The sequence below is a fragment of the Sulfitobacter indolifex genome (assembly GCF_022788655.1).
Taxonomy (GTDB): Bacteria; Pseudomonadota; Alphaproteobacteria; order Rhodobacterales; family Rhodobacteraceae; genus Sulfitobacter; species Sulfitobacter indolifex.
Genome location: NZ_CP084953.1, coordinates 42606 through 65279 on the forward strand (window position 1 = coordinate 42606; position 22674 = coordinate 65279).

The following is a 22674-nucleotide window of genomic DNA, read 5'->3' on the forward strand; positions in this document are numbered from 1 at the left end:
GCCCTGCTGCGGCGCGCGGGATCGCGGCGGCGCAAGAAGGACAATTGGATGGCAAGTGAATGGTCATGGCGTATTTCCGAGATAAGAAGGCTGTGCCAATTGAACGGCGGTTTCATTTCCCCGGACGGTGCGCCATGCTGTTTCACAGCATTGGTCGACACCCCCCGGGCCGCGCATGGTTTTTGCGCGCCCTTATGTTTGGCTCTCTCATATTACGCACTCTGCAAGGTCTCTTCCTCAAAGGGAGCGACCTTGAGAATTTTCAACTCGCGCCGCTGTCCTTCGCGCGTTTCCCAATGGAACACAGCGCCTTCGGCCAGACCAATAAGCGCGACGCCGATCGGGGTCATAACCGAAACGAGACCGTTGGAGATGTCGGCGGTCTGCGGCAGAACCAATGTGACCGTATGGTCCTTGCCGGTTGCCTCGTCATGGTAAGTCACCTCGCGTCCCAGATCGACAACATCAGCGCGCAGCCGCTGCGGGGTGACAATGCGCGCGCGGCCTAGTTCTTCGACCAACTGCTCAGCCAATTCCGGATTGCGGCGCATCATCCCTTCGGACAGCGCTTCAAGCTCTGCCAACCGGGTGCTGCTGAGTACGATCTTGGGCTTGCGGGGGGATCGGCGGGGTTTGGATGAGGTGGACATAAGAAACTCCTTTGAAATTGGTGGGTTCGGGGCGGACGGGGCGGCGCGTGTTCAAGCGCCGCAGACATCCAGCACGATAAGCGTGTCGATCCAGCCATCTTCGCGCAACAGAGGGGCTCGTTGCAGCTTTTGCATACCCAACATGGTCGCGCCCAAGAAGGACGTCACGGGGATGCACCCCGCGTCATTATCCGGCACAAAGGTCAGCACGCCGCTTCGGGCCCTGCCGCCGTGGGTCATGAAGGAAACGAGTCGCCCCGCCACAACGAGGTTGGCTGGCGTGGGTTCGGGCGCGGGGCGCGCCAAGCGCAGCTTATGATGCAGGAAACCTTCGATCAGCGCCGGGTTCGGGCATTCCGCTGTGAGCCCAAGGCTCAACAAGCGTTCAACGCCGATCCGATCGGCGCGGGTTAATTGGAACCTGCTTCTAAGCGGCGGGCATTTAAAAGATGGTGGATAAGCAATGCCGGTAAGCATTTGCGTCGGATTGGTGATGTACATGATGGTCCCCAGGAAAGGATCGCAGTCTCAATGAAAGGTTTGAGATGGCCCCGGGGGTTGTAGGTACGCCTAAGCGTCCGCCACCCGGGGACGGGGGCGGTTCAGAAGCAGAAACCGGAAATGATTCTCATGCGTAACCATGTGGCAAGCCTATCCTTTATAACTAAACTGTCAATCGACGCGCTAAAGGAAGCCATCTCTTCCCCTAAAAGACTGTTCTGGCCGCTGACATGTGCCAAGCTTTATAGCGGGGGTGGCCGAGCCTATACATGTCTCGGCGCATCATGGCGCCGGATAAGCAGTGCCTCAGGCCTATTCCGCGACAGCCGCCGTCACGATAATCTCCACCCGAAGGTTCGCATCGGCCAGCTTTGCCTCACCACAGGCGCGGGTTGGGGCAGCGCCTTCAGGCACCCAGGCGTCCCAAACGTCATTCATCTCGTCAAAGTCTGCCATATCCGCCAGCCAGATCACCGCCTGCAACATATGCCCGCGCGAAAACCTACTTCGTGCAGCAGCTTTTCGACGCGGCCGAGGCAAACTTTGGTTTGCTCAGCCACAGTGGTCCCGACGCCAATCTGTCCACAGAGATAGACAACGCCGCGGTGTTTGACGATTTTGCTCATACGTGGGTTGGTGTGGAGGCGTTTTAACGCCGCTCCACTGCGCGGAACAGCAGGTCGGAGACGCCCGTGAGCAGCAGGTAGATAGCAAACGCCGCCGCCATGAAGGTGAAAAGCTGCCCCGTCGAACGCCAGGCAGTGAAGGCGTTATAGACCAGGTCCTGAAGCCCGATAACCGAAACCAGCGCCGTGGTCTTGAGCTGCACCAGCCAGTTGTTGGTAAACCCCGGCAGGCCAAAGCGGATCATTTGCGGCCCAATGATATGGCGAAAGATCAGCGACTTATGCATCCCGCAGCTGAGGCCGGCTTCGATCTGGCCGCGCGGGATTGCCATAATCGCGCCGCGGAAGGTTTCTGTAAAATAGGCGCCGAAAATCACGCCTATCGTTCCAGCACCTGCTGCAAATTGGCTGACCTCGACATAGCCCCAAAGCCCCGTCATCGCGCCGATGTTGTTGAGCGTCACCTGACCGCCGAAGAACACCAGCAGGATCAGCACCAAGTCCGGCAGGCCGCGCACGATGGTGGGGTAAGCGCCGGCCAGTCGCTAGGCCAGACGGTTGTGCGAAAGTTTGGCCCATGCGCCGAGCAACCCGAAGAACAAGCCGATCACCAGCGATGTCATCGTCAGTTTGAACGTCATGATCGTGCCATCGATCAATTGGTATTCCAAAAGGAGGTTCATCGCATGTTCCTTAGTGGATCGTCAGGACCGCGCGGGGCCGCCCTGACGCATGTCACATGGCGCAGAGTTACTGGCCTTCGGGCCGACTGCCGTAGTTGTCGAAGGGGAAGGATGTGTCGTTGATCTCGGCATAGGCGCCGTTCTCACGAATGGCAGCAATAGCCTTGCTCAGATCTTCGGCGAGCGGGACGCGCGCCGGGTCATCAATCTGGGTGGTACATTTCGCGATCGGGCCGAACATGGCGCGGTAGTCGACTTCCTGAAACGCTTCTAGGTCTGTCGTGTCGCGGGCGATCTGACCCACTAGCAGGATCATCGGCGTGCTGTCTTGTTGCGCAAAATGCACACCGATGGCCGCGTGGCAGGCACCGGGGCCACGGGTGTCCATGCAGATGCCGGGCTTGCCCGTCAGCTTGCCATAGGTCTCGGCCATATTCGCGGCCCCGGCTTCGTGCCTTGCGTTGATCAGGCTGAATCGGTTCTGCACGTCATGCAGCGCATCCAGCACCTCAAGGTAGCTTTCGCCGGGCACGCAATAGGCAGTGTCGGCGCCGTGGATCAGCAGTTTATCCACGAGACCTTGTCTGCCGGTCCGCGCCTCTAGAGATGTTTTTGTAGCATGGAGAAGGCTCTGTTCGGTTTGTGAGAGATCGCGCTGAGAGGGTTTAATACCCCAGTGTCTTGTCGACGATGCCCCGCAATGGCTGACCCACTTGGTGCCGCTTCAGATTGTCGAAAATTCCGGGCAGGCTGGTTTCCAAACGCGTGATGCACGCGATGTGCGGGGTGAGGATGATACGCGGATCAACCCAGAAAGGGTGGCCCTCGGGCAGAGGTTCTGGTGCGGTGACATCAATAACCGCTGACCGTAATTTACCATTGTTGAGCGCTTTGGTGAGTGCGTGGTGATCCAATTGCTTGCCGCGCCCCACATGCACCAGCGAGGCACCATCGGGTAGCTGCGCGAACAGGTTGCTGTTCAGAATGCTGCGGGTCGCCCAGGTCAAAGGTAGCAAACACACTAGAATATCGGTCTGTGCGAGAAACCGAGGGAGAGCGCCTTCTCCGTGGAATGTCTCGACACCCTCAATTTGATGCGCGCTGCGCGCCCAACCGGAAAGAGAGAACCCGAATGGTTTCAAAGCTCGAAGCGCGCCCCGGCCCAGCTCTCCCAATCCCATGACACCAACGCGGCGATCACTGGGCAATGGCGGGACTGAGACGCTTTCCCAAATCTGGTTGCGTTGATTGTCAAGATAGCCCGGCAAATCTCTGTGCAAGGCAAGAACGGCCATTGTCACATATTCCTGCATCATTGAGGTCAGTCCGTCATCGATCAATCGTACGACAGGAACGCCATCAGGCACCTCGGACATCACAAATTGATCCGCGCCTGCGCCGAGCGAGAAAATCAACTCGAGATTGGGATATGCTGTCTTGATGTCGTTTGGCACCTGCCAGGTCAGCATGTAGCGTACGGCGCCCTTATCATAAGGCTCATCTGCGATCGCAACAGCGACTTCAGGCATTTGTTGTGCAAACTTCGCCCGCAGCATTTCAGCCCGGGAGCGATCCAGGTTAGCAAGAAAGGTCAAATGAGCCTCCAATTGGTCAGGCAGGATCGTTGCGCACGTCCAAGGCATCGCGCAGCCCGTCGCCGATAAAGTTGAAACTGGTGACTGCGATGGTGATCGTGATGCCGGGGATGATGGCCAGCCAGGGGGCGGTCGCGAGATATTGCTGCGCGCCATTGAGCATATTCCCCCAGCTTGGCAGCGGCGGTTGGATGCCATAGCCAAGAAAGCTGATATAAGCTTCGAGTAGGATCGCGCGGGCGACGGTCAGCGTCGCTGCCACGATGATGGGGCCCACCATATTGGGCAACAGCTCCCGAAACATGATATGGGAATTGCGCAAGCCTAGCATCCGTCCGGCCATGACGAAGTCACGTTCACGCAGGGATTTTACCTCAGCTTCGACGATCCGCGCGATTTCCATCCAGCTGGTGACCGCGATAATGATTGTGATCATCACCGGACTTGGATTGATGAAAGCAGCCAGTGCTAGCAGCAGAAAGATGGAGGGGAAGGCGAGAAAGGCGTCCACAAAGCGCATGAGAATCGAGTTTACTTTACCGCCGTAGTAACCCGCGACGACACCAATGACCGTACCAATCGCGGTCGACAATACCATTGCGAAAAAGCCGACCAGCAGAGAGATCCGCCCGGCCATCAGTAAGCGTGCGGCGATGTCTCGCCCCAATGGGTCGGTGCCCAAATAATGATCGTCGCTCAGGGGAGGTGAAAAACGCGCGCGCAGATCAATGTAGAGCTCATCATAGGGCAGCAAATACGGGCCGACGATACAGGCCAGGGTCAATAGGAACAGCATCGCCATTCCAATCATCGCCAGCCGGTGCTGGACAAAACGCTGAACGCCGCGACTACGCCACCAGCGATGCGTATTTGCGTGGATCTCAACAGCTGTCATTTGATGTGCTCCTTCGGAGTAGGTCGCAAGCTTAGGCGAGGCGAATGCGCGGGTCGATCGAGGCCGCAACAAGGTCGGCGATCAGATTGCCCAGTAGAACGAGAATGGCCGAAAACATCAGCAGACCCATAACGACGGGGTAGTCATTATATCCGAGGCTATCGAGAAAAAGGCGCCCCATGCCGGGCCATGTGAAGACCGTTTCGGTCACCAGCGCGCCGCTCAGCAGGTTTGGTAGCTGCATTCCAGCAAGGGTGATCATCGGTAAAAGCGCGTTGCCGACTACATGTTTCATCAGCACGCGCCGTTCGCTGACACCTTTGGCCCGAGCGGTCTTAACGAAATCCTGATTGATCACATCAAGGGTGGCGGTACGCATATAGCGGCTCCAGATCGCAATATTGACCAGTGCGAGCACGATGCTTGGGAGGATGAGGTGATGCAGATAGTCAAGCAGAGAGCCGTCGCCGATCGTGTACATATTCCCCGCCGGCAGCCATCCGAGTTTAAGTGAGAAGACGTAGATGCCAACGAGACCAAACCAAAAAGTCGGAATTGACAGGGCAATCATTGCGCCGACGGTCGCGGCATAATCGAACTTAGAATAGCGGTGTGTCGCCCCTCGAATGCCGATCCAAGTCCCAAGGGCGATTGAAATCACTGTGGAACTGACCATCAGCAAAAGGGTGGCAAAGAGGTGACGCCCGATGACGGTCAAGACGGGCTGCTGATCTCGGTAAGAGGTGCCCCAATCTCCCTGAAGCAAACGCCACGCCCAATCGAGGTATTGAACCGGTAGAGGTCGATTAAGACCCATCTGCTCTGAGATCCGATCCATAGCTTCTTGGGTCATGCCGGGGGTCAACGCATATTGCGATAAGGGGCCGCCCGGGGTCAGATGAAGCACGCCAAAGCCGATCATTGATACGATGATCAAAAGCACTATGCTCTGCCAAAGGCGTCTTACAAGATAACCAGCCATTTTGGATTTGCCTTTTTCTCAGGGTGGAAGCGACGGGGCGCTGCAACAAGCGCCCCGTGTAATATTACTTGTCCCAGTAGTATTGAGACGCGTTCCAAGTATCGATGCGGGTATTGATGTTCGCTTCGATCCCTTTGAGTCCCTCTTTGTGACCGCGCACGGTCGCATATTGGAAGAGAGGCAGCAAAGGGAGGTCTTCCCGAATAATGTCTTGGACTTGGCCATAAAGCTCTTTGCGCTTTGCCTGGTCAAAGATACGCCCGGCCTCTTCAAGCAGCTTGTCGACCTCTGGGTTTTGATACTGGCCAGTGTTTGAGCCGCGGCCGCCTTGTGCCGGAATGGCATCAGAGGCAAAACGGACCGTGACGTCGGCGTCCGCGCCGGTGGTGAAGACAATGCCAACGATCACGGAATCAAACTGCGACTGGGTCCAATACTCGCCCCACATGACCGCTGGCGGTTTGTTTTCAATAGTCATCTCAATCCCGACCTCGCCGAGGGATTGCTGGATGAATTGCTGCGCCTGCTCACGCAAATGGTTGCCAGAGGTTGTCGAGTTGCTGAAGGACAGGCGTACCCCCTCCTTTGCCCGGATGCCGTCGGCGCCGCGCTCCCAACCTGCCTCATCCAGCAGCTTGTTTGCCGTTTCCGGGCTGTATTCATGCTGGGGCAGATCGGAATTGTAATAATAGGACTGCTGCGGCAGATAGCTTTCGCTGGGGGTCGGCAACCCGTAGTACAGCGCGTCGATGATCGTCTGTTTGTCGATCGCGGCATAGATTGCCTGGCGCACAGCCTTGTCTTGGAACTGCGGCTTCTCGTTGTTTAGGAAAACCGATTCAACGGTTGGCGACGGAACGACGCTGACTTCTTTCCCGGCCAGTGTCTTTGCTTCAGCATAGTTATCGGGCGTGATGTATTGGTTGCTAATGATATCAATGTCGCCGCTTTTGAACTGCGTGTAGAGTACGGTCAGATCAGGAATGTATTTGAAGATCAAACGCTCAACAAAGGGACCCTCACCGAAGTAGTCGGGGTTGGTCACGAGCTCCACATGGTCGCCCGCCTTGCGGCTCCCCCATTTGAACGCTCCGGTGCCGATCGGCGCCTGATTGAAGGGCGCTTCATTGCGATCGTCCAGGGGGCCAAGAATATGTTTGGGCACCATCATGGTCTCAACCAAGATCGACATATATGGCGCGAAAGGTTCCTCCATGCGCCATTTGATCTCGGTGGGGGAGACAATTTCGATATCGCGCACCAGCTCATGGCCAGTGGTCCGCCAACTGCGGAAGTTCGGGTCCATGATCAACTCAAGGGTAAACTTCACATCTTCGGCGGTGAAGGGTTCACCATCATGCCATGTCACATCGTCACGAAGCTTGAAGTGCCAGCTGAGCCCATCTTCGGACAAACCACCGTTTTCGATTGTCGGAACCTCGGCCGCCAGAGCAGGTATAAATTCCCCATCCGGGCTGATCCGAACCAGACCGTCAAAGACAGAGAGCTGGACGCCGTCATCGACCTCAATGCGAGGCATGAGCGGGTTAAACACAGTTGGTTCTTGACTAACCCCAACGACGATTTGCCCGGTTGGTGTATCCGGCTGCGCGGCCCAAGCCGGGCTAACCAGTAGGTTTGGCGCGATTGCGCCAGCGGCACCTGTGAGTCCCAACATGGCTAGCGCCCTACGGCGGTTCATATTTGAAATTATCATGGTCTTTCTCCTCCTTTGATTTTCTATTTCACGCTTGCTGAAGAGCATGATCGGCACCCGGGATGGCGGCGACTAACTCGCGTGTGTAGGCGTCTTTCGGGGCGTAAAAGATTTGAGATGGTGGGCCTGCTTCGACAATCTGGCCTTTCTGCATTACCAGCAGTTCATCGCAGATTTGGCTGGCGACGCGCAGATCGTGGGTGATGAAAAACATGGCCACTTGAGTCTCGCGCTGGATTTTGTCTAAGAGCTCCAAGATTTGAGCTTGGATTGACACATCAAGTGCCGAAACCGCTTCATCTGCCACAAGCACATCCGGATCAAACATCAATGCCCGCGCGATACCCACGCGCTGACGCTGACCGCCCGAAAACTCATGCGGGTACCGCCCGAAGGCCCCAGCATCTAACCCCACCTTTTCAAGGTTCCGCAGCGCCTTGGCCCTGGCATCAGCTTTTCTCATGCCCTGAGCGATCGGGCCGACCGTTACGATGTGGCCGATCGTGGAACGCGGGTTGAGAGACGCGAAGGGGTCTTGAAAGATCATCTGGATCTTTGGCCGTAACGCGCGGAAATCGCTTTCCTTCATTGAGGCAATGTCCTGCCCTCTGTAGAGAATTCGGCCGCTGTCGCTGTCTAGCAGCTTGATCAACAAGCGGCCCAAAGACGTTTTGCCAGAGCCACTCTCCCCCACGACACCAAGTGTTCGACCCCTGCGGAGGGTGAAGCTTGCATCCTGCACGGCTTTAACTTCGCGCAGGCGGCTAAACCAGCCGCCCCCACTGCGGTAGACCAGATTTAGGTCCTCGACGACCAAAACAGACTCACTGGTTCCATCGCCACCGCTTGACGCACTGGGGCGATCTGCTTCTCTGAGGCGCGGCACGGCGGCGATTAGGCGCTTTGTGTAGGGATGCTGGGGTGTAGCAAACACTGTGTCAGCAACCCCCTGTTCGACCATATGGCCTTTCTCCATGACGATCACCCGATCGGCAATCTCGGACACCACGCCGAAGTCATGGGTAATGAACAATACGCTCATACCCTTCTTGCGCTGGATCTGCTGGATCAAATCGAGAATCTGCGCCTGGGTCGTGACATCCAGGGCGGTAGTGGGTTCGTCGGCGATTAGAATGTCAGGTTCGAGAGCAAGGGCCATTGCGATCATCACGCGTTGTCGTTGCCCACCGGAGAGACGAAACGGGTACTGATGAAGCATTAACGCGGGATCAGGCAAACCCACCTCAGTTAGCAATTCGAGCGCACGCGCGCTTCGCGTTTCGGTTGTTCCTTCCCCATGTGCTGCCATCACTTCGGTAACCTGGTCGCCGACGGTCATCAGGGGATTGAGCGCCGACAAAGGGTCTTGAAAGATCATCGAAACTACCCGGCCCCGGAGCTTGCGTAAAGCTGGCTCGTCTAGCTTTAGGAGATTCTGACCCTGAAACAGAATCTCGCCGGAGCTGACATGCATCAAAGGCGGCAGCAGTCCCATCAGCGCGTTGGCGGTTACCGATTTGCCAGACCCGGATTCCCCGATAACGCAAAGGATTTCACCACGAGGAAGGTCAAAGGAAATATCCTGCACAGCATGTTTGCGCTCCATCCCCTTGGGTAGATCAACTGTTAGGTTGCGAACCGACAGCACGGGGTCTGACATCTCCGAGTCGGCCTTTTTTTTGCTGATTCTGCCTTGTGTTAACACTGCGGCCCGTCCCTGACGTAGTTTTCAGTAATGAAATTTTAACAATGGCTATAATGAAAAAAATGTTTAGTCACGTCCATTTTTTCATTTTTTTCACTTATCTGCTTGCAATAATCCGTTCTGCTTTTCATTATTGAACGCAACAAGCGGGATTCATCTGTTCCTGCGCACTTTTGCATCGGGTCCTTATGATGACACCAAAGCCCGCCTCCGAAACCTTGATTGGGGCAACCTTCCGCCGCCAACGGCATGAAAGAGGCATGTCTCTTCAGGAGCTGGCTCGGGAATCGGGAGTGTCAGTCGGTATGATCAGTCAAATTGAGCGCGACATTGCCAATCCGTCGATGCGTGTTCTCACGGCATTGCGGCGCGCGCTTAATATGCCGATGCAAGAGATGTTCAGCGATAGCCCAGATAGGACGGACGAAGAACCTCCGTTTCTCCGTCGCGCGGCAGACCGGCCGCATATCGATCTGGGGTCGCTTCAAAAAGAATTACTCACGTCAGGCGGCAACCATCATTTGCAGATGATGATCTTGACGATCGCGCCTGAGGCTACGTCTGGCAACACCGCGCTGAGCTATCCTGCTGAGAAGGGAGGGCTCGTTCTTGAAGGCGAGCTGACGCTTTTCGTCAACGGGCAGAGCGCTGTGCTCAAGGAAGGCGACAGTTTCGTCTTTGACAGTTCGCTGGAGCATGGCTTCAGGAACGATAGTGCCGCGCCGGCGCGCATTCTGTGGGTCATAGGCGCCGTCCAATTTGATCGTCACTTATAACCTCCGCAGGAGCCCCGAAGATGTCCTCCGATCACACAGTGTTGAAATGCATGCCCTACTGGTGGGAAGCTGCACCTGTCTCCCCTCTTCCAAAGGTACCGCTGGAAAAACGTGTTGATGTTGCGATCATCGGCGCAGGCTATGCGGGGTTGACGGCTGGATTGACACTGGCTCGCGCCGGGCGATCGGTGGCAATATATGACAAACAACACCCGGGGGAGGGTGCATCCTCTCGTAACGGTGGCATTACCAGCGGCAATATCAGGATTGACCATGCGACCTTGGTCAAGAAATTTGGCCAAGAGCGCGCCGATGCCATCACGCTTGAAAGCAAGGATGCCCGCCAGCATCTTTATGACATGATCGAAGCCGAAGGTATCGACTGTGATTTCGCTAAGGTCGGTCGCTTCGGGGGCGCGCTCGGCACCGAAGATTATGAGCGGATGGCGCGGCACGCCGAGCATCTGGAGCGCAACCTTGGGATTGAATCCTACCCTGTCCCTCAGTCCGAACAGCACAAGTATATCGGCACAGACTTCTTTCGGGGCGGGAGTGTGCGAATGGATATTGGCGGGCTACATCCCGCTAAGTTCATTGCCGAGCTGCTGCGTGTTGCCCAAGCTGCAGGTGTCATTGTGCATTCTGAAACAGCTGTTGAGAGCATCGACCAAGATGCAACTGGCTTTACGGTACGTACCTCGCGAGGGCAGGTTCAAGCACGACAGGTTCTCGTTAGTACAAACGGATACACAGATGGCGCTACACCCTGGTTGCGCCGCCGCATTGTGCCTGTACGCAGCCGGATCATTGCAACCGAACCTTTACCGTCCAATCTTATGGACAAATTGATGCCGCGCCGCATGATGTTGAATGATACGCGCACGCTCGGTTTTTACTTCCGACCGTCACCAGATGGGACGCGCATACTTTTTGGCGGACGAGATGGGACTACTCTTGAGGACCCCACCAAACCGGTCGCCTATCTGCGTCGTAATCTACTCGATTTGTTCCCGGAGCTTGAGCCCTATAGTGTATCGCATACTTGGTATGGCAAGGTCGCCATGCACCGCGACATGATTCCACGTATTTTCGAAAACAAGGGTTTGCTTTACGCGACCGGATTCTGCGGCTCCGGAGTTGTCTGGGCACCATGGATCGGGCGTAAGGCGGCGCAGAAGCTTTTGGGAAACACCAATGAGGCGCCTTCTGCCTTTGATTTCCAACCGCCTGCGGCCATTCCTTTCTACAATGGGAAGCCTTGGTTTATGCCTTTCTTCATGTTGAAATACCGCATGGACGACCGGGCAAAGTTACGCCGTGCAGGTCGCTAGGACTAGGGGGCGAAATGTCGAATTATTCCTCGGGACGCCAATCTGAAGTCTAAACGACTTTCCAAATTGGACCAGCCCACTTTGCGCTATGCTTTCGAGGCATACCGGGTATGCCTTCCAACTTGAAAGGCCATGACTCAAGCACAGGTAATCGCAGGAAGTACTCTATAGCTTCAGATCAGGCAGTATTATGATCAAATTATTGCATGTCGATGACGACGCCGATATCCTCGAACTAACTCAGATCTCGCTGGAGTTCTCAGAGAACTTCGAAGTTGTCGGCTGCCTCTCCGGAACCGATGCACTTTTTGCGGTAGAACAATTTCTGCCGGATGTGTTTCTACTCGACGTCATGATGCCTGGGTTAACGGGTCCAGATCTACTAAAGAAACTTTGGGACATACCGAGCCTCCAAAGTGTTCCCGCAATCTTTATGACAGCTCGAGTAAATGCAGCGAGCCGAGCACATCTTTTTGGCATCGGCGCTAAGGAAGTCATCGAAAAACCTTTCGATCCTATGACACTGAACGCGCAAATTCTAACGGCAATGGATGCGTGCTCCATTGTCCAATTACCAAGCAGATAGAGTGACAGACTTCGTGATAAGAACTGCATAGTTCACAATCCAACTTCCGAAACGAGGGAGTGAGCGGCGCGGCAGGATTCTCTATTATTTACCATAATTAACCCTATAGGTACTTTTTATGTAGCCGGGTGGATTCACAAATGAAGTGCGAATTCTGTATCAAAACAGAACCTTGCATGGAGTTGATCAATGGGACGCTGCTACCCTCACCTGAACCTCGAAGAACGCCGCAAGCTGGCCAAATGGCTTGATGCGAAGATACCAATCAAAGAGATCGCCGACAATTTGCGTCGCGCGCCCTCAACAATCTACCGCGAGATCAGGCGGAACTTCTATCATGACGAAGAACTGCCACAGCTGAACGGCTACCACGCAGTGAACGCGCAGGACAGATACGAACAACGCCGCGCGGTGCATCGTAAGTTGATTCGATATCCTGACATCATGGCGGCAGTCCGCGACGGACTTGATGCGGGTTGGTCGCCTGAGCAGATCGCGGGACGCATGCGGCAAGAGTGCCATCCCATGCGCGTCAGCCATGAGACGATCTATCGTTATGCTTACTCCAAAGATGGCCGTTCTGAGAAGTTCTATCGCCATTTACCAGAGCATCGCCGACGCCGCAGGCCACGCGGAACCCGCAGGCATCATGGGCGCAGATTTCTTGATGAATTTGCCATAGCCCATCGTCCCGAAGCGATAGCCGAACGTAGCCAGTTCGGGCATTGGGAGTGCGATCTGGTGATGTTCCGCAAGGAGTTTGGGAAAGCGAATGTGACTTCGTTGGTCGAACGCGTGAGCCGGTTCGCTGTCGTTTTAAAGAACCCAGATCGTCAGTCAAAGCCGGTAATGGAAGGCCTGATTGATAGCTTATCTCCCCTGCCCGCTGAAGCCCGTCGCAGCATCACATTTGATCGCGGCACAGAGTTCACTGCCTGGCGGCATTTGAAAGCTGGGCTTGGTGTCGACGCTTGGTTCTGCGACCCCAAATCGCCTTGGCAGAAGGGTACGGTCGAAAACACCAACAACCGTCTACGCCGCTACCTTCCGCGAAAGGCTGATCCCACGGTGTTCACAGATCGATATTTAAGGTCGATCTGCGACCGTCTCAACAATACGCCGCGCAAGTGTCTGGGGTATCAAACGCCCACTGAAGTCTTCCGATTGAACCTGATGGAAAGGGTGACGTCACCCTGATAAACTGATCAAACAGAAATTGCGCTTCAACGTGAGTTCACACCGCAAAGCGATAATGTCACCCTTTAGCAAAGCAGAAGTGTCACTCTGTCCTCGGTTTGAGATGAGGATGCGTGGACATGGGATGGGTGATGATGAGCGAGCGCGAGTTGAACCGCGTGGAAGTTTTGGCACAGGTCGATGATGACCGGCTGACCGTTAACAATGCGGCCCACATGCTGGGTCTGACCCGGCGGCAAATCTTCAGGCTATTGAAGCGGTATCGCAAGGATGGCGCGTCGGCGATCCGACAAGGGTCTCGCGGACGCGCGCCGAACAACCAAATCCACTCCGCGAAGCCTGACTTTGCTTTGTCTGTCATCAAGGAGCAGTATCCCGACTTCGGCCCGACATTGGCGGCGGAGATGCTGGCCGAACATCATGGGTTCAGAGTTTCGCGAGAGACGGTTCGCAAGTGGATGCAAGAAGATGGGATCTGGCTACCGCGCAAGCAGCGACGTCAGTTTCACCAACCGCGTTTGCGTCGAGAATGCTTTGGAGAACTGATCCAGATTGATGGCTCGGATCACCGTTGGTTTGAAGACCGCGCCGCGCCCTGCACCCTGCTGGTGTTCATTGATGACGCGACCAGCTCGCTGATGGAGCTACGGTTTGTGAAGTCGGAAAGCACCTTTAGCTATTTTGAGGCTTTGGAGGGCTATCTGCACAAACATGGTCGTCCCGTCGCGTTCTATTCCGACAAGCACTCGGTGTTTCGGGTGGCCAAAGAAGACGCCACGGGCGGCGCGCGGACCACACAGTTTGGCCGCGCACTGAGCGAGTTGAACATCGAGATCCTTTGCGCCAATTCGAGCCAGGCCAAGGGCCGTGTTGAGCGCGCCAACCGCACGCTTCAGGACCGTCTTGTCAAAGAATTACGGATCGCAGGCATCTCTGACATGGAAGCGGGAAACGCCTATCTGCAAGATTTTAAAGAGCGCCATAACGCTAGATTCACAAAGGCACCGGCCAAGCCGGACAACTTGCACCGCGCACTCAACGTCGAGCCGCATCGGCTGGCCGATGTGCTGTGCTGGCGGGAGAACCGTTATGTCGGCAAGCAGCTGACGTTTTCCTATGACCGCAAGCGCATCATACTTGAAGAGAACGAGACCACGCGCGGCCTCGTTGGCAAATACGTCGACACCTATGCCTTTGTGGATGGCCGGTTTGAGGTGCGTTCAAAGGGGCGCTCCCTGCCCTACAAAGTCTTCGATATGGATCAACGCGTCACCCATGCGGCGATCACCGACCATAAACGTCTAAGCGCCGTGCTGGAACATATCAAAGAGATGCAGGACGCCGCGCCGCCAAAACCGAAGGTCCGGACGAACTCAGAGAAAATGGGATACAATCCCAATGGGCGCCACCCAGGGCGCCCGTCAGGATCGCACGCCAAGAATAAGATTGCACAGACCGCGGAATAGGCCCAAGCCTAACTTATGAATGCTGATGACGACGTTGAAGTGATCTTCTCAGACCTGTGCGCCGACGTAGAAATCGACGGGCACATTCTGACGGTTGAAATTTACAAGACAGACATCGATCCAGGCTGGATCCTAGAGGTCGTCAACGAGTTTGGCACCTCAACGGTGCTTGATAATCTGTTCATCGCGGATGGCCTCGCCTGGCAACAGTTCGAGAAGACTGTGAAGGAGGAAGGCCTTACTGCGTTCCTTTCAAAGAAAGAGAAACGCCAGCTCTTTCACTGACCCCCGCAAGGCTTTTCAGCCTTCCGATATTTAGGTCTCCGGGCTGCTAAGCCTTGCTCACGCCAGCACCTGTGGTGACACTTCTGCTTTGCGCAATCGGTGACATTTCTGAATGGTGTTTACATTCTGTATGTAGCGGCGCGCGCTACCCTCAAGTGCGACTCTTGTTAGAAAACAGTAGTTTATCTAGTGAGAGGTATCGGTATGGGAGCCGTTTACAACGAACTGAGTATCACAGAACGACGCAAGATAGAACGCTGGAGACACGCGAAGGTCCCAGTTGACGAGATGGCGCGCGTGCTGAAGCGCTGCAGATCAACGATATTTCGCGAGCTAAAGCGCAACCGTTTCTCGGACGAAAACATGCCTGGATGCGATGGCTATTACGGTGCCGCTGCTCACCTCACGCAAGCGGAACGTCGTGCTCGAGAGCGCAAACTGATCAAACATCCTGAACTTCGCAAGCGCGTGATCGAGCGTATCAAGAACGGTTGGACACCAGAGCAGATCAGTAACCGTATGATCCACGAGCGCGCTCCCCTCAGGATCTGCCAGGAAACCATTTATCGCTACATCTATTCCAAAGAAGGTCAGCGCGAAGACCTGTGGTGGTATCTACCGACCCACCGTGTCGCCCGCAGGCCACGTCGCACCAGAAGGCGCAGAGAACCCAAATTCCACCGCGATGTCAGTATCTTATTTCGCCCGGATGATGTGGCTCATCGCCGCCAGTTTGGCCACTGGGAAGCTGATTTGATGCTGTTTAAACAGAAGCTTGGCCAGACCAACGTCACCTCACTGGTTGAGCGCGTCAGCCGCTTCACCGTGATCCTGAAGAACCCCAACAAGCGCACCAAGCCGGTTATGGGCAAGATCATGAGTGCCATCAAAGACCTCCCCCTCGTCGCCCGTCGGTCCATCACTTTTGACCGCGGAACCGAGTTTGTCAGTTGGCCTCATCTCCAAGCCGAGATCGGAACCAAGACGTGGTTTTGCGACCCCTCCAGCCCCTGGCAGAAAGGCACAGTCGAGAACACAAACCGACGCCTTCGAAGGTGGCTACCCCGCAAACGCGACATCCGGCAATGCACAGATCACGATATGAAGGTGATCTGTGATCGCCTCAACAACACGCCGCGCAAGTGCCTTGGATGGAAAACGCCAGCCGAGGTCTTTCGCGAAAAGATATTGGAGGAAATGCGATGACGCCCCTACCTTGAGCTCGACAAGAGTCGCGGTTCGGGTATCGCTCACAAACGAACGGCATGCCAACTGACAAACTCGGCGGGTTAACGTGACAACACCTCCGGCATCTATCGGAGGCTAAAACCGGTGTTGGAGATAGCAGACATAAACACGTGCTTAAGGCTATCCGTCAGCGCTGTCCGGCTACATCCCAATTCCACAAGCTTCGCAACCGCCCCCCTTAAACAGATTGCCACTGTCGTGAGCCGGCGCCCCAACAGGTCCCTGTGATCACGTCAGTTCAGGGCTTCTACAGCAGCCTGAAAACGCCCTGACATCCGCGCCGCGCCTTCCACGTTCAGATGGTCACGGTCTCGGAACAAAAAATAGCCATCTTGAATCGGGCTACAAACATCTGAAGTTTCGGCGCAAAGCTCCGAAAACAAATCTATGAACTCCGTGTTCTCATGCTTGCGTGCAATGCGGCCGAGGTCCCGATGCACGACATCGACCACCTCTTCCAATTTGCCGCGTTGCAATGAGCAGCTAAGCTCATCGTCCGGGGCACAGGCACGTATATCTTCAAACATAAACATCGGAGGTGGGCCCACCAAGAAAAGGCCGATCCCAGATCCTGCAAGCTCATCAGCGAGAGTATCAACCTCCTTAACCCATCTGTTGAAAGTCTCGCGAACTCTCAGCGGGTCAGTGCGGGTGAAATGCAAGCGCGACAAAACCACAATATCACCAGGCTTCCAGCGGTCGCGCACCTGCTGAAAAAGGGTTGATCGGGCTGGGAAGCTTTCCGTCTCGACAACGGGGAAACTCATTCCAGGCGTCTCCACCAAATGAAAACCATAGCCGTGATCGTCACGCATTTTCAGAAAGGTGCCCTGCAGATGACCTGCATGGCTATCGCCCATCACCCAGAAGGTTCTCTCTCCGTCCGTCTGGGGCGCAAATGTACATTTGTCAAAAGTATCGGGTTTGAGCGGAATGCTATCCCCCACCACGCATGTTGGATAGAATGGTAGGTTACTGCCTGGAAGCGGCGAAAAATCAGGGTGCATCGCAGCTTCAAAGCGAGATACCCATACAGATTTTCGATAAGAGTTCCCTGCAGCAACAACGGCAATCACACAGAACACAGATGCAAAGGCTCCGGCAAAATGCCAAAGCCTCGGCCGGGGCGTCTTGATCCTTTGGACGGGCTGCTCCACGAAGTGATAGGACAGGATTGCCACGAAAAGCGCACTGCCTATGCTGACCAGTGGGTTCGCCCAGATACTGGAAGGCGCGAGCAGACCAAATGTCAAAAAGGGCCAGTGCCAAAGATACAAAGAATAAGAGATGTTCCCCACATACCGCGTCGGTCTATTCGTCAATAGTTGGGTTTGATCCGTTTCTTTACCTCCTGCAAAAAGCAGTGCGGTGGTCAAGGCAACGATCAGGAGATGACCCAAGACCGCGCTTCCATAGGGGAGGATGAAAACCACCGTCATCGCAGCCATCAAAAGCGGTGCCCGCAAGAACCGCCCTACGGTGTAAAACCTATCAGGCCGGTGATAGAGAAACGCCGCAGAGGCAACCCCAAGGCCCAATTCCCAGAACCGCAAAGGCATCAGGTAGTAAGCAGCCATCGGCGCGCGGGTTTGAAAAAAAACAAAGCCCAGCAACGAAAGCATGCACAGGGGCAGGATAACACAAAGAAGCCGGCGCGAAGACCGACTTTGAGAGGGCTTAAAGGCAACCCAGAACAGAAGGGGGAACAGAAGATAAAACTGCTCTTCGACCCCCAAAGACCAAGTATGCGTAAAGCCGTTGTATCTTATTGAGGGAGAAAAGTAGTCAAGCTCCTGAAAATACAAGGAAAAGTTAGAAACCCCAAACAGAGCCGCGGCTCCCGTTAGAAGAGATTTTTTGGGTGCAGGATCGACAAACAAAAGAATGGCGCAGGTCAGGCCGATACACACCAACAGTGCAGGAAAAAGCCGCTTAATCCGCCTTAAGGAGAAGGCTGCCAAGAACAATCCAAATGACGTGCCTGACCTGGAAACAAGCGAGAGGGTGATAACAAAACCCGATATAACAAAAAAAGCATCTACACCGAGATAGCCTCGGGGGAACCAGTTTTCAAAAGTATGCCCCGCAATCACTGCAGTGACCGCAAGCGCCCGAAGTCCATCGACATCCGGCCTATAAATATTGCTCTTGGTTTTATCCTGCCTGGGCTTTGAAATGTTCATTAAAAAATGCTTTGGCCTAAGTGTTCATGCATGAGCCCGACACCGCGCAGGTGCTGATCGGGCTACGCACCTTTCTAGAATATATAGAAGGGTAGCTAAATACTGACTTTAGTGCACGCGCGCCGTAAGACCAAGACACCTTGTCTGGCAACTCCACTCTACCATAAGGGCTCTGTTGCATTAGCTTCTACGAAGCGCAACACTGTTCCGCACTGATGTAGGAGGAGGCCACATGTCGCGCCGAGATCCGTTTAAACAACATCGCTTTCCTAGAGATGTGATCCTCCTGGCGGTTCGCTGGTACTGCCGATACCCACTGTCGTACCGTGATGTGCGGGATCTTTTGGCCGAACGCGGGATCACGGCTGATGCGGCGACGATCTACCGTTGGTTCAGAAATTTGGACCGGAGATCCGGAAACGAGCCTACGGTGCGCATCGTTCCTGGCGCGGGCTGCAGTGGCATGTGGACGAGACCTACGTGCGGGTGAATGGCCGTTGGTGCTACCTGTGGCGGGCTGTCGATCAACGCGGGCAGTTGATTGATTTTCGGCTCACCGCTCGCAGAGACGCCAACGCAGCAAGGGCATTCATGCGCCAGGCAAGTGAAACAGCGCGGTGCTACTATCCCATGACAATCGTCACGGACAAGGCGCACAGCTATGCAAAAGTGATTGAGGAAATGAACTTAGGTAACGGGCCGGATGAAAGGATCCGGCACGTTGATCGGAAATACCTCAACAACCGGATCGAAGCTGATCATGCCGCGCTGAAACAGCTCCTGAGGCCGAAACGGAGCTTTAGAAAACTCACCGCCGCCAAGAACACGCTGAAAGGCATCGAAACCCATCGCGCAATCAAGAAAGGTCATTTTGCGAACAATGAGGCTGGCATCTTGAACGAGATCGCCTTCGTCGCAAACCTGTTTGATGCGGCAGCTTGATAGGCGGCCGGCTCAAATTTCTTGTACAACGCGGACTAATGCAACAGAGCCGGATCGAGGACTATAATGACAACCACCCACACAGCGGCCTAAAATGGCGCTCGCCTCGCGAGTTCATCAAGGCCAAAACCGAAACCGCTTAGGTGTCCGGTGAAACGGGGGCTTGTCCATGGGCCAGTCTCTGCCGGCAAACGTGGATCGAACATTCGCATCGCGGCACTTGTGCAACACGATGTGTTGCTATATGTACGTCACTATGTACGGCAACCCGCGTGGAAGAGAGGCTACAATGTCTTCATCATTGAATATTCGTGACATCGGTCAGGAACGCAAAGTGGCCCTCGAGCAAGAGGCAAATGCAACCGGAAATTCTATTGCTGAGGTAGTTCGGGACTGGATTGATGCTGGCATTGCGCGCTCCAGAGCTGAACGCGACCGGGCCGCCTGGATCGCGTCTGCTAAAGAAGGCATCGCACATGAAAGCCGCCATCTGGAGCAGAACGGGTCCAGTCTTGCTCGCTTTAGACAGGTCTAAGCGAGCAAGATATCATGCAAGGAAACATCCATCGCATGCGCGATGGCACCGAATTAGTATGCCGTGTCCAAACGGATATCGGGATTGAGACGGCCTATATTCTTTATGCGCCGGTCCTTCCGCGCTCCGAGTGGGGTGCTCTGACACCCAGACTGCATATTCCTATTTACTTGGACGGCGTCCAGCACATCATATTCATGTCGCAGTTGGTTGCTATTCCGGGCGCGCAAATCGGTTCTGTCGTCGGCGATGCGTCGGCATGGCGTGACGAAATCGTCGCTGCCATCGATCTTTTAGTTTCTGGTTTTTAGCCACAAAGAAACCCACCCGCATTTACCTATAAGGGCTGCGGTGCCGGGCGGCCATCTGTCAGGAGGCATGAAGTCGCCGCGGGACGCAAACGTCCGACCTAGGTCAAGCTCATAGCGTTCCTGGAGGGTCGCATCAGACACACGCGGGCGGCGGCGCGAAACAGGGACTGACGCCTCCTCTGGAGCTGGCTCGTCCAGTCCTTCTTCGATAGAGGTGCATCCTTCTCAGCCACTGCAACCAGCAGGTCTTCCAACGCCAGTTCCAGTTGCTCGATCTCGCGCTCGACCTTCTCCGAGGATTTGCAAAGCTTCAGATTTTGCAATTTGACGATCCGCAGGCGCAGCGCCTGCGCCAATTGATCATGGACCCGCAGCGTGGCTTACATCTTGGCGTTTTCCGCCGCGATTTCAGCCTGCAATGCCGCGATCATCGCTTTTAATTCGGCGGTATCAATCGCCTTGCAGTTACCCACAAGTTTCCGGCTTTGGTGTTTCCGCGATGCGGGCACCTTCGACAATATCAGCGAAGCGAGAGAGGCCGTGCCATATAACTGTCGTCCTGGTGGTGCATCGGAGACGCGATCGCGATACTCTCACGAGCCGTGCGATCGCCCTGACGTAGAAAGCCAGATCACGAGGACCCTTCAGTCTGTTTACTGACGTGGACCGTTCGAGCAGGCAACACTCGACTTCAGTAAGGACCGCATTGGGCGATGTCTTTGGTGCCTCACGGCTGAGCGTCGTAAGCCAAGATACGCGCCAGACAAGGACGTAGCACAGTGCAATGCAGTTCGCCAGACGATCAGCCGTGGCCGCGCGCAGCTCTTCGGCTCGGCATCCGGCTTTCAGAGTCCGGAAATAGGTCTCGATGTTCCATCGCAACGCATATCATTCGAGCTTGTGGACAGCGTCTGCATGGGTCGTGACCGGCAGGTTCGTAATCAGCTTTCAGGCAGGGCGCGCCATGATGTAGCGGACAGCGTGGAAATTCGAGCAATTACGATAAAAGCCGTGGCCGCGGGGTCGAGGGCCGCGATGGGGCAAAGGCCACCCCCCGCAGGGGCAAACGGAAATGAGCGGTTCGGTGGGCATCCAGGCCACGGTACATAGTCCTGAGGCAATGCCCGGCGACCCATTGCCCTATGCCGGGCCCGATAGTTTTACATTTGTGCGAGTCGTCATCAGAGACGAGACCGGATTGCACGGCGAAGGTTTCACTGGCCGCTTCCTTGCACAGGAAGTGGCGCATTTTCTCAACAACAGCGTCGCCGAGGCTTTCTCTGCCGGGGCCCCGTGCGACCCCACTGCTTTGATGCGGCGTTTCAACCCACGCAACATGACCGGCGTGGTGGTCTCCGCGCTCTCTGCGCTTGAGATCGCGTTCACTGACCTTGAGGCCAAACGACAGGGGGTTAGCGTTGCGCGGCTGCTGGGTGGCGCACGCACGGCCGCGCCTGTGCATGTGACCTGCGGCTTTCCTGCCCTCGAAACCGACGCGCTTGTTGCAACCTGCGCGAGTGAGGTTGCCGCCGGTGCGCAGGGGGTGAAGGTCTTGATCGCGGCAAAAGGGCGGCCTGTGACCGAGGACGTGGCGCGGCTGCGCGCGGTGCGCGAGGCCATTGGAAGCGCCGAGCTGATCGCGGACGCCAACTGCGGCATGGATGAGGCGACCGCCCGGGCCTTTATGCGTACCGCCGCTGACCTTGCTCTTGCTTGGCTGGAAGAGCCGGTACGCGGCAATGACCGGCTGGTGCTTGCTCGACTCGCGGCGCTCAACATCATGCCCATCGGGGCCGGCCAGATGGAACAGGACGCAGACCGCTTTGCCCTATTGGCCGAGGCCGGTGTCACAGTATTGCAGCCAAATGCGGTCTTTGCCGGGGGCCTCCGGGCTGCCGCCATGCTGGCGGAGAATGGCAGAAGATTAGGGTGCGCAATAAGCCCCGCCGGGGGGTGGGACCTGGTTAACCTGCATTGGATGTGTGGCGCGTCGTCTACTGGCACGGTGGAACTTCACCGTGCGCAATCGCGCATCGCTCGACTGCTGCTCGGTGCGCCGCCGGTTCTTTCTGACGGAGCGCTTCACGTTCCTGATCGTGGCCACCATCGAAGACCCGAAGAATTTTCCGAAGCCTTGATCTGCCGACGCATGGCTTCGGCTCTCCACACGCGAATTCCAATCGGGAAAGATGGATTGTACCGGCCACATCTCCCCAAGGCGGGATGAGCAATTGCATGGGCTCTTCTACGAGGCAGCGACCTCGTTGCTTGCGAGGAGGCGTCCCTGTCGTGAACGGACGTCAGGCCAATCCGAACGACGTGGCAGCTATTACAGGCTGCTTGCAGAACAAGGGAGGGCTTCACCAGAGGGAAATAAAATGCGGCAGCCAAGTGTTGACTGCGGGGACAAACATGCCCCGGACATATGCATGACCTCGATCAGATGACTGTGTTGAGAAC

The 22674-nt window shown here is 55.7% G+C and carries 21 protein-coding genes and 4 pseudogenes; 12 read left to right on the top strand and 13 right to left on the bottom strand.

The window, feature by feature from the left end:
• Nucleotides 1–212 precede the first annotated feature (212 nt).
• The 11 genes and pseudogenes from rnk to DSM14862_RS17695 all read right to left on the bottom strand — a co-directional run bounded on the left by rnk (nt 213) and on the right by DSM14862_RS17695 (nt 9309).
• On the bottom strand, nt 213–650 hold the full coding sequence (rnk, locus tag DSM14862_RS17645) for a nucleoside diphosphate kinase regulator (RefSeq protein WP_007121310.1): 438 nt from the start codon (nt 648–650) through the stop codon (nt 213–215).
• A gap of 51 nt (nt 651–701) precedes the next feature.
• Nucleotides 702–1028: a hypothetical protein gene (locus tag DSM14862_RS17650; RefSeq protein WP_131541718.1), complete on the bottom strand. Its 327-nt coding sequence runs from the start codon at nt 1026–1028 to the stop codon at nt 702–704.
• A 435-nt stretch (nt 1029–1463) separates the two neighbouring features.
• Nucleotides 1464–1777: pseudogene (locus DSM14862_RS17655) on the bottom strand (RidA family protein).
• 23 nt (nt 1778–1800) lie between these two features.
• Nucleotides 1801–2274 carry an ABC transporter permease subunit gene (locus tag DSM14862_RS17660; protein ID WP_243254598.1) on the bottom strand — a complete coding sequence of 158 codons (474 nt, stop codon included), beginning with the start codon at nt 2272–2274 and terminating at the stop codon, nt 1801–1803.
• 48 nt (nt 2275–2322) lie between these two features.
• Nucleotides 2323–2460: a hypothetical protein gene (locus DSM14862_RS17665; protein WP_007121305.1), complete on the bottom strand. Its 138-nt coding sequence runs from the start codon at nt 2458–2460 to the stop codon at nt 2323–2325.
• A 184-nt stretch (nt 2461–2644) separates the two neighbouring features.
• A pseudogene (locus DSM14862_RS17670) lies at nt 2645–3130 on the bottom strand (thiamine pyrophosphate-binding protein); the annotation flags it as partial.
• Complete coding sequence (locus DSM14862_RS17675) at nt 3126–4103, bottom strand: 2-hydroxyacid dehydrogenase (RefSeq protein WP_007121303.1); 978 nt, start codon at nt 4101–4103, stop codon at nt 3126–3128. The pseudogene DSM14862_RS17670 and the gene DSM14862_RS17675, both read right to left, overlap by 5 nt.
• Complete coding sequence (locus DSM14862_RS17680; protein ID WP_007121302.1) at nt 4072–4950, bottom strand: ABC transporter permease; 879 nt, start codon at nt 4948–4950, stop codon at nt 4072–4074. The genes DSM14862_RS17675 and DSM14862_RS17680 overlap by 32 nt, the downstream gene beginning before the upstream one ends.
• Before the next feature lie 31 nt (nt 4951–4981).
• On the bottom strand, nt 4982–5932 hold the full coding sequence (locus tag DSM14862_RS17685) for an ABC transporter permease (RefSeq protein ID WP_007121301.1): 951 nt from the start codon (nt 5930–5932) through the stop codon (nt 4982–4984).
• Nucleotides 5933–5996: 64 nt separating this feature from the next.
• Complete coding sequence (locus tag DSM14862_RS17690; protein ID WP_279291302.1) at nt 5997–7649, bottom strand: ABC transporter substrate-binding protein; 1653 nt, start codon at nt 7647–7649, stop codon at nt 5997–5999.
• Nucleotides 7650–7677: 28 nt separating this feature from the next.
• Nucleotides 7678–9309, bottom strand: a complete 1632-nt coding sequence (locus DSM14862_RS17695; RefSeq protein ID WP_007121481.1) for an ABC transporter ATP-binding protein — start codon at nt 9307–9309, stop codon at nt 7678–7680.
• Nucleotides 9310–9542: 233 nt separating this feature from the next.
• On the opposite strand from DSM14862_RS17695, the gene DSM14862_RS17700 reads away from it, so the two are divergent.
• The 7 genes from DSM14862_RS17700 to DSM14862_RS17730 all read left to right on the top strand — a co-directional run bounded on the left by DSM14862_RS17700 (nt 9543) and on the right by DSM14862_RS17730 (nt 16201).
• Nucleotides 9543–10130, top strand: a complete 588-nt coding sequence (locus DSM14862_RS17700; RefSeq protein WP_243254591.1) for a cupin domain-containing protein — start codon at nt 9543–9545, stop codon at nt 10128–10130.
• A gap of 20 nt (nt 10131–10150) precedes the next feature.
• On the top strand, nt 10151–11461 hold the full coding sequence (locus DSM14862_RS17705) for an NAD(P)/FAD-dependent oxidoreductase (protein WP_243254592.1): 1311 nt from the start codon (nt 10151–10153) through the stop codon (nt 11459–11461).
• Between the two features lie 190 nt (nt 11462–11651).
• Nucleotides 11652–12047, top strand: a complete 396-nt coding sequence (locus DSM14862_RS17710; protein WP_007121187.1) for a response regulator — start codon at nt 11652–11654, stop codon at nt 12045–12047.
• Nucleotides 12048–12236: 189 nt separating this feature from the next.
• Nucleotides 12237–13244: an IS30 family transposase gene (locus DSM14862_RS17715; RefSeq protein WP_007121186.1), complete on the top strand. Its 1008-nt coding sequence runs from the start codon at nt 12237–12239 to the stop codon at nt 13242–13244.
• A 119-nt stretch (nt 13245–13363) separates the two neighbouring features.
• Complete coding sequence (locus DSM14862_RS17720; protein WP_007121185.1) at nt 13364–14710, top strand: ISNCY family transposase; 1347 nt, start codon at nt 13364–13366, stop codon at nt 14708–14710.
• A gap of 15 nt (nt 14711–14725) precedes the next feature.
• Nucleotides 14726–14995, top strand: a complete 270-nt coding sequence (locus DSM14862_RS17725; protein WP_007121184.1) for a hypothetical protein — start codon at nt 14726–14728, stop codon at nt 14993–14995.
• Between the two features lie 204 nt (nt 14996–15199).
• Entirely contained in the window at nt 15200–16201 is a 1002-nt protein-coding gene (locus tag DSM14862_RS17730; protein ID WP_040701992.1) for an IS30 family transposase, read from the top strand.
• A gap of 275 nt (nt 16202–16476) precedes the next feature.
• Here the strand turns inward: DSM14862_RS17730 and DSM14862_RS17735 are convergent, their stop codons facing one another.
• Nucleotides 16477–18426, bottom strand: coding sequence for an acyltransferase family protein (locus DSM14862_RS17735; RefSeq protein ID WP_007121182.1), 1950 nt, complete (start codon nt 18424–18426; stop codon nt 16477–16479).
• 232 nt (nt 18427–18658) lie between these two features.
• On the opposite strand from DSM14862_RS17735, the pseudogene DSM14862_RS17740 reads away from it, so the two are divergent.
• The 3 genes and pseudogenes from DSM14862_RS17740 (at nt 18659) to DSM14862_RS17750 (ending at nt 20214) form a co-directional block, all read left to right on the top strand.
• Nucleotides 18659–19368, top strand: a pseudogene (locus DSM14862_RS17740) (IS6 family transposase).
• Between the two features lie 289 nt (nt 19369–19657).
• Entirely contained in the window at nt 19658–19903 is a 246-nt protein-coding gene (locus DSM14862_RS17745) for a hypothetical protein (protein ID WP_007121180.1), read from the top strand.
• A gap of 35 nt (nt 19904–19938) precedes the next feature.
• The gene (locus DSM14862_RS17750) at nt 19939–20214 is read left to right on the top strand and encodes a CcdB family protein (protein ID WP_007121179.1); all 276 of its coding nucleotides are present in this window, start codon (nt 19939–19941) and stop codon (nt 20212–20214) included.
• 96 nt (nt 20215–20310) lie between these two features.
• Here DSM14862_RS17750 and DSM14862_RS17755 read toward each other — a convergent pair.
• A pseudogene (locus tag DSM14862_RS17755) lies at nt 20311–20645 on the bottom strand (IS66 family transposase); the annotation flags it as partial.
• A gap of 641 nt (nt 20646–21286) precedes the next feature.
• Between DSM14862_RS17755 and DSM14862_RS17760 the strand changes: the two are divergent.
• Nucleotides 21287–22441: an enolase C-terminal domain-like protein gene (locus DSM14862_RS17760; protein WP_243254594.1), complete on the top strand. Its 1155-nt coding sequence runs from the start codon at nt 21287–21289 to the stop codon at nt 22439–22441.
• Nucleotides 22404–22661, top strand: coding sequence for a hypothetical protein (locus DSM14862_RS17765; protein ID WP_083804622.1), 258 nt, complete (start codon nt 22404–22406; stop codon nt 22659–22661). Before DSM14862_RS17760 ends, DSM14862_RS17765 begins: the two co-directional genes overlap by 38 nt.
• The last annotated feature ends 13 nt before the right edge of the window (nt 22662–22674 follow it).

Coding starts and splice junctions, on each gene's coding strand:
- rnk (WP_007121310.1), bottom strand. CDS start 650: ATGTCCACCTCATCCAAACCCCGCCGATCCCCCCGCAAGCCCAAGATC.
- DSM14862_RS17665 (WP_007121305.1), bottom strand. CDS start 2,460: ATGAACCTCCTTTTGGAATACCAATTGATCGATGGCACGATCATGACG.
- DSM14862_RS17675 (WP_007121303.1), bottom strand. CDS start 4,103: ATGCCTTGGACGTGCGCAACGATCCTGCCTGACCAATTGGAGGCTCAT.
- DSM14862_RS17680 (WP_007121302.1), bottom strand. CDS start 4,950: ATGACAGCTGTTGAGATCCACGCAAATACGCATCGCTGGTGGCGTAGT.
- DSM14862_RS17685 (WP_007121301.1), bottom strand. CDS start 5,932: ATGGCTGGTTATCTTGTAAGACGCCTTTGGCAGAGCATAGTGCTTTTG.
- DSM14862_RS17690 (WP_279291302.1), bottom strand. CDS start 7,649: ATGATAATTTCAAATATGAACCGCCGTAGGGCGCTAGCCATGTTGGGA.
- DSM14862_RS17695 (WP_007121481.1), bottom strand. CDS start 9,309: ATGTCAGACCCCGTGCTGTCGGTTCGCAACCTAACAGTTGATCTACCC.
- DSM14862_RS17700 (WP_243254591.1), top strand. CDS start 9,543: ATGATGACACCAAAGCCCGCCTCCGAAACCTTGATTGGGGCAACCTTC.
- DSM14862_RS17705 (WP_243254592.1), top strand. CDS start 10,151: ATGTCCTCCGATCACACAGTGTTGAAATGCATGCCCTACTGGTGGGAA.
- DSM14862_RS17710 (WP_007121187.1), top strand. CDS start 11,652: ATGATCAAATTATTGCATGTCGATGACGACGCCGATATCCTCGAACTA.
- DSM14862_RS17715 (WP_007121186.1), top strand. CDS start 12,237: ATGGGACGCTGCTACCCTCACCTGAACCTCGAAGAACGCCGCAAGCTG.
- DSM14862_RS17720 (WP_007121185.1), top strand. CDS start 13,364: ATGGGATGGGTGATGATGAGCGAGCGCGAGTTGAACCGCGTGGAAGTT.
- DSM14862_RS17725 (WP_007121184.1), top strand. CDS start 14,726: ATGAATGCTGATGACGACGTTGAAGTGATCTTCTCAGACCTGTGCGCC.
- DSM14862_RS17730 (WP_040701992.1), top strand. CDS start 15,200: ATGGGAGCCGTTTACAACGAACTGAGTATCACAGAACGACGCAAGATA.
- DSM14862_RS17735 (WP_007121182.1), bottom strand. CDS start 18,426: ATGAACATTTCAAAGCCCAGGCAGGATAAAACCAAGAGCAATATTTAT.
- DSM14862_RS17745 (WP_007121180.1), top strand. CDS start 19,658: ATGTCTTCATCATTGAATATTCGTGACATCGGTCAGGAACGCAAAGTG.
- DSM14862_RS17750 (WP_007121179.1), top strand. CDS start 19,939: ATGCGCGATGGCACCGAATTAGTATGCCGTGTCCAAACGGATATCGGG.
- DSM14862_RS17760 (WP_243254594.1), top strand. CDS start 21,287: ATGAGCGGTTCGGTGGGCATCCAGGCCACGGTACATAGTCCTGAGGCA.
- DSM14862_RS17765 (WP_083804622.1), top strand. CDS start 22,404: ATGGATTGTACCGGCCACATCTCCCCAAGGCGGGATGAGCAATTGCAT.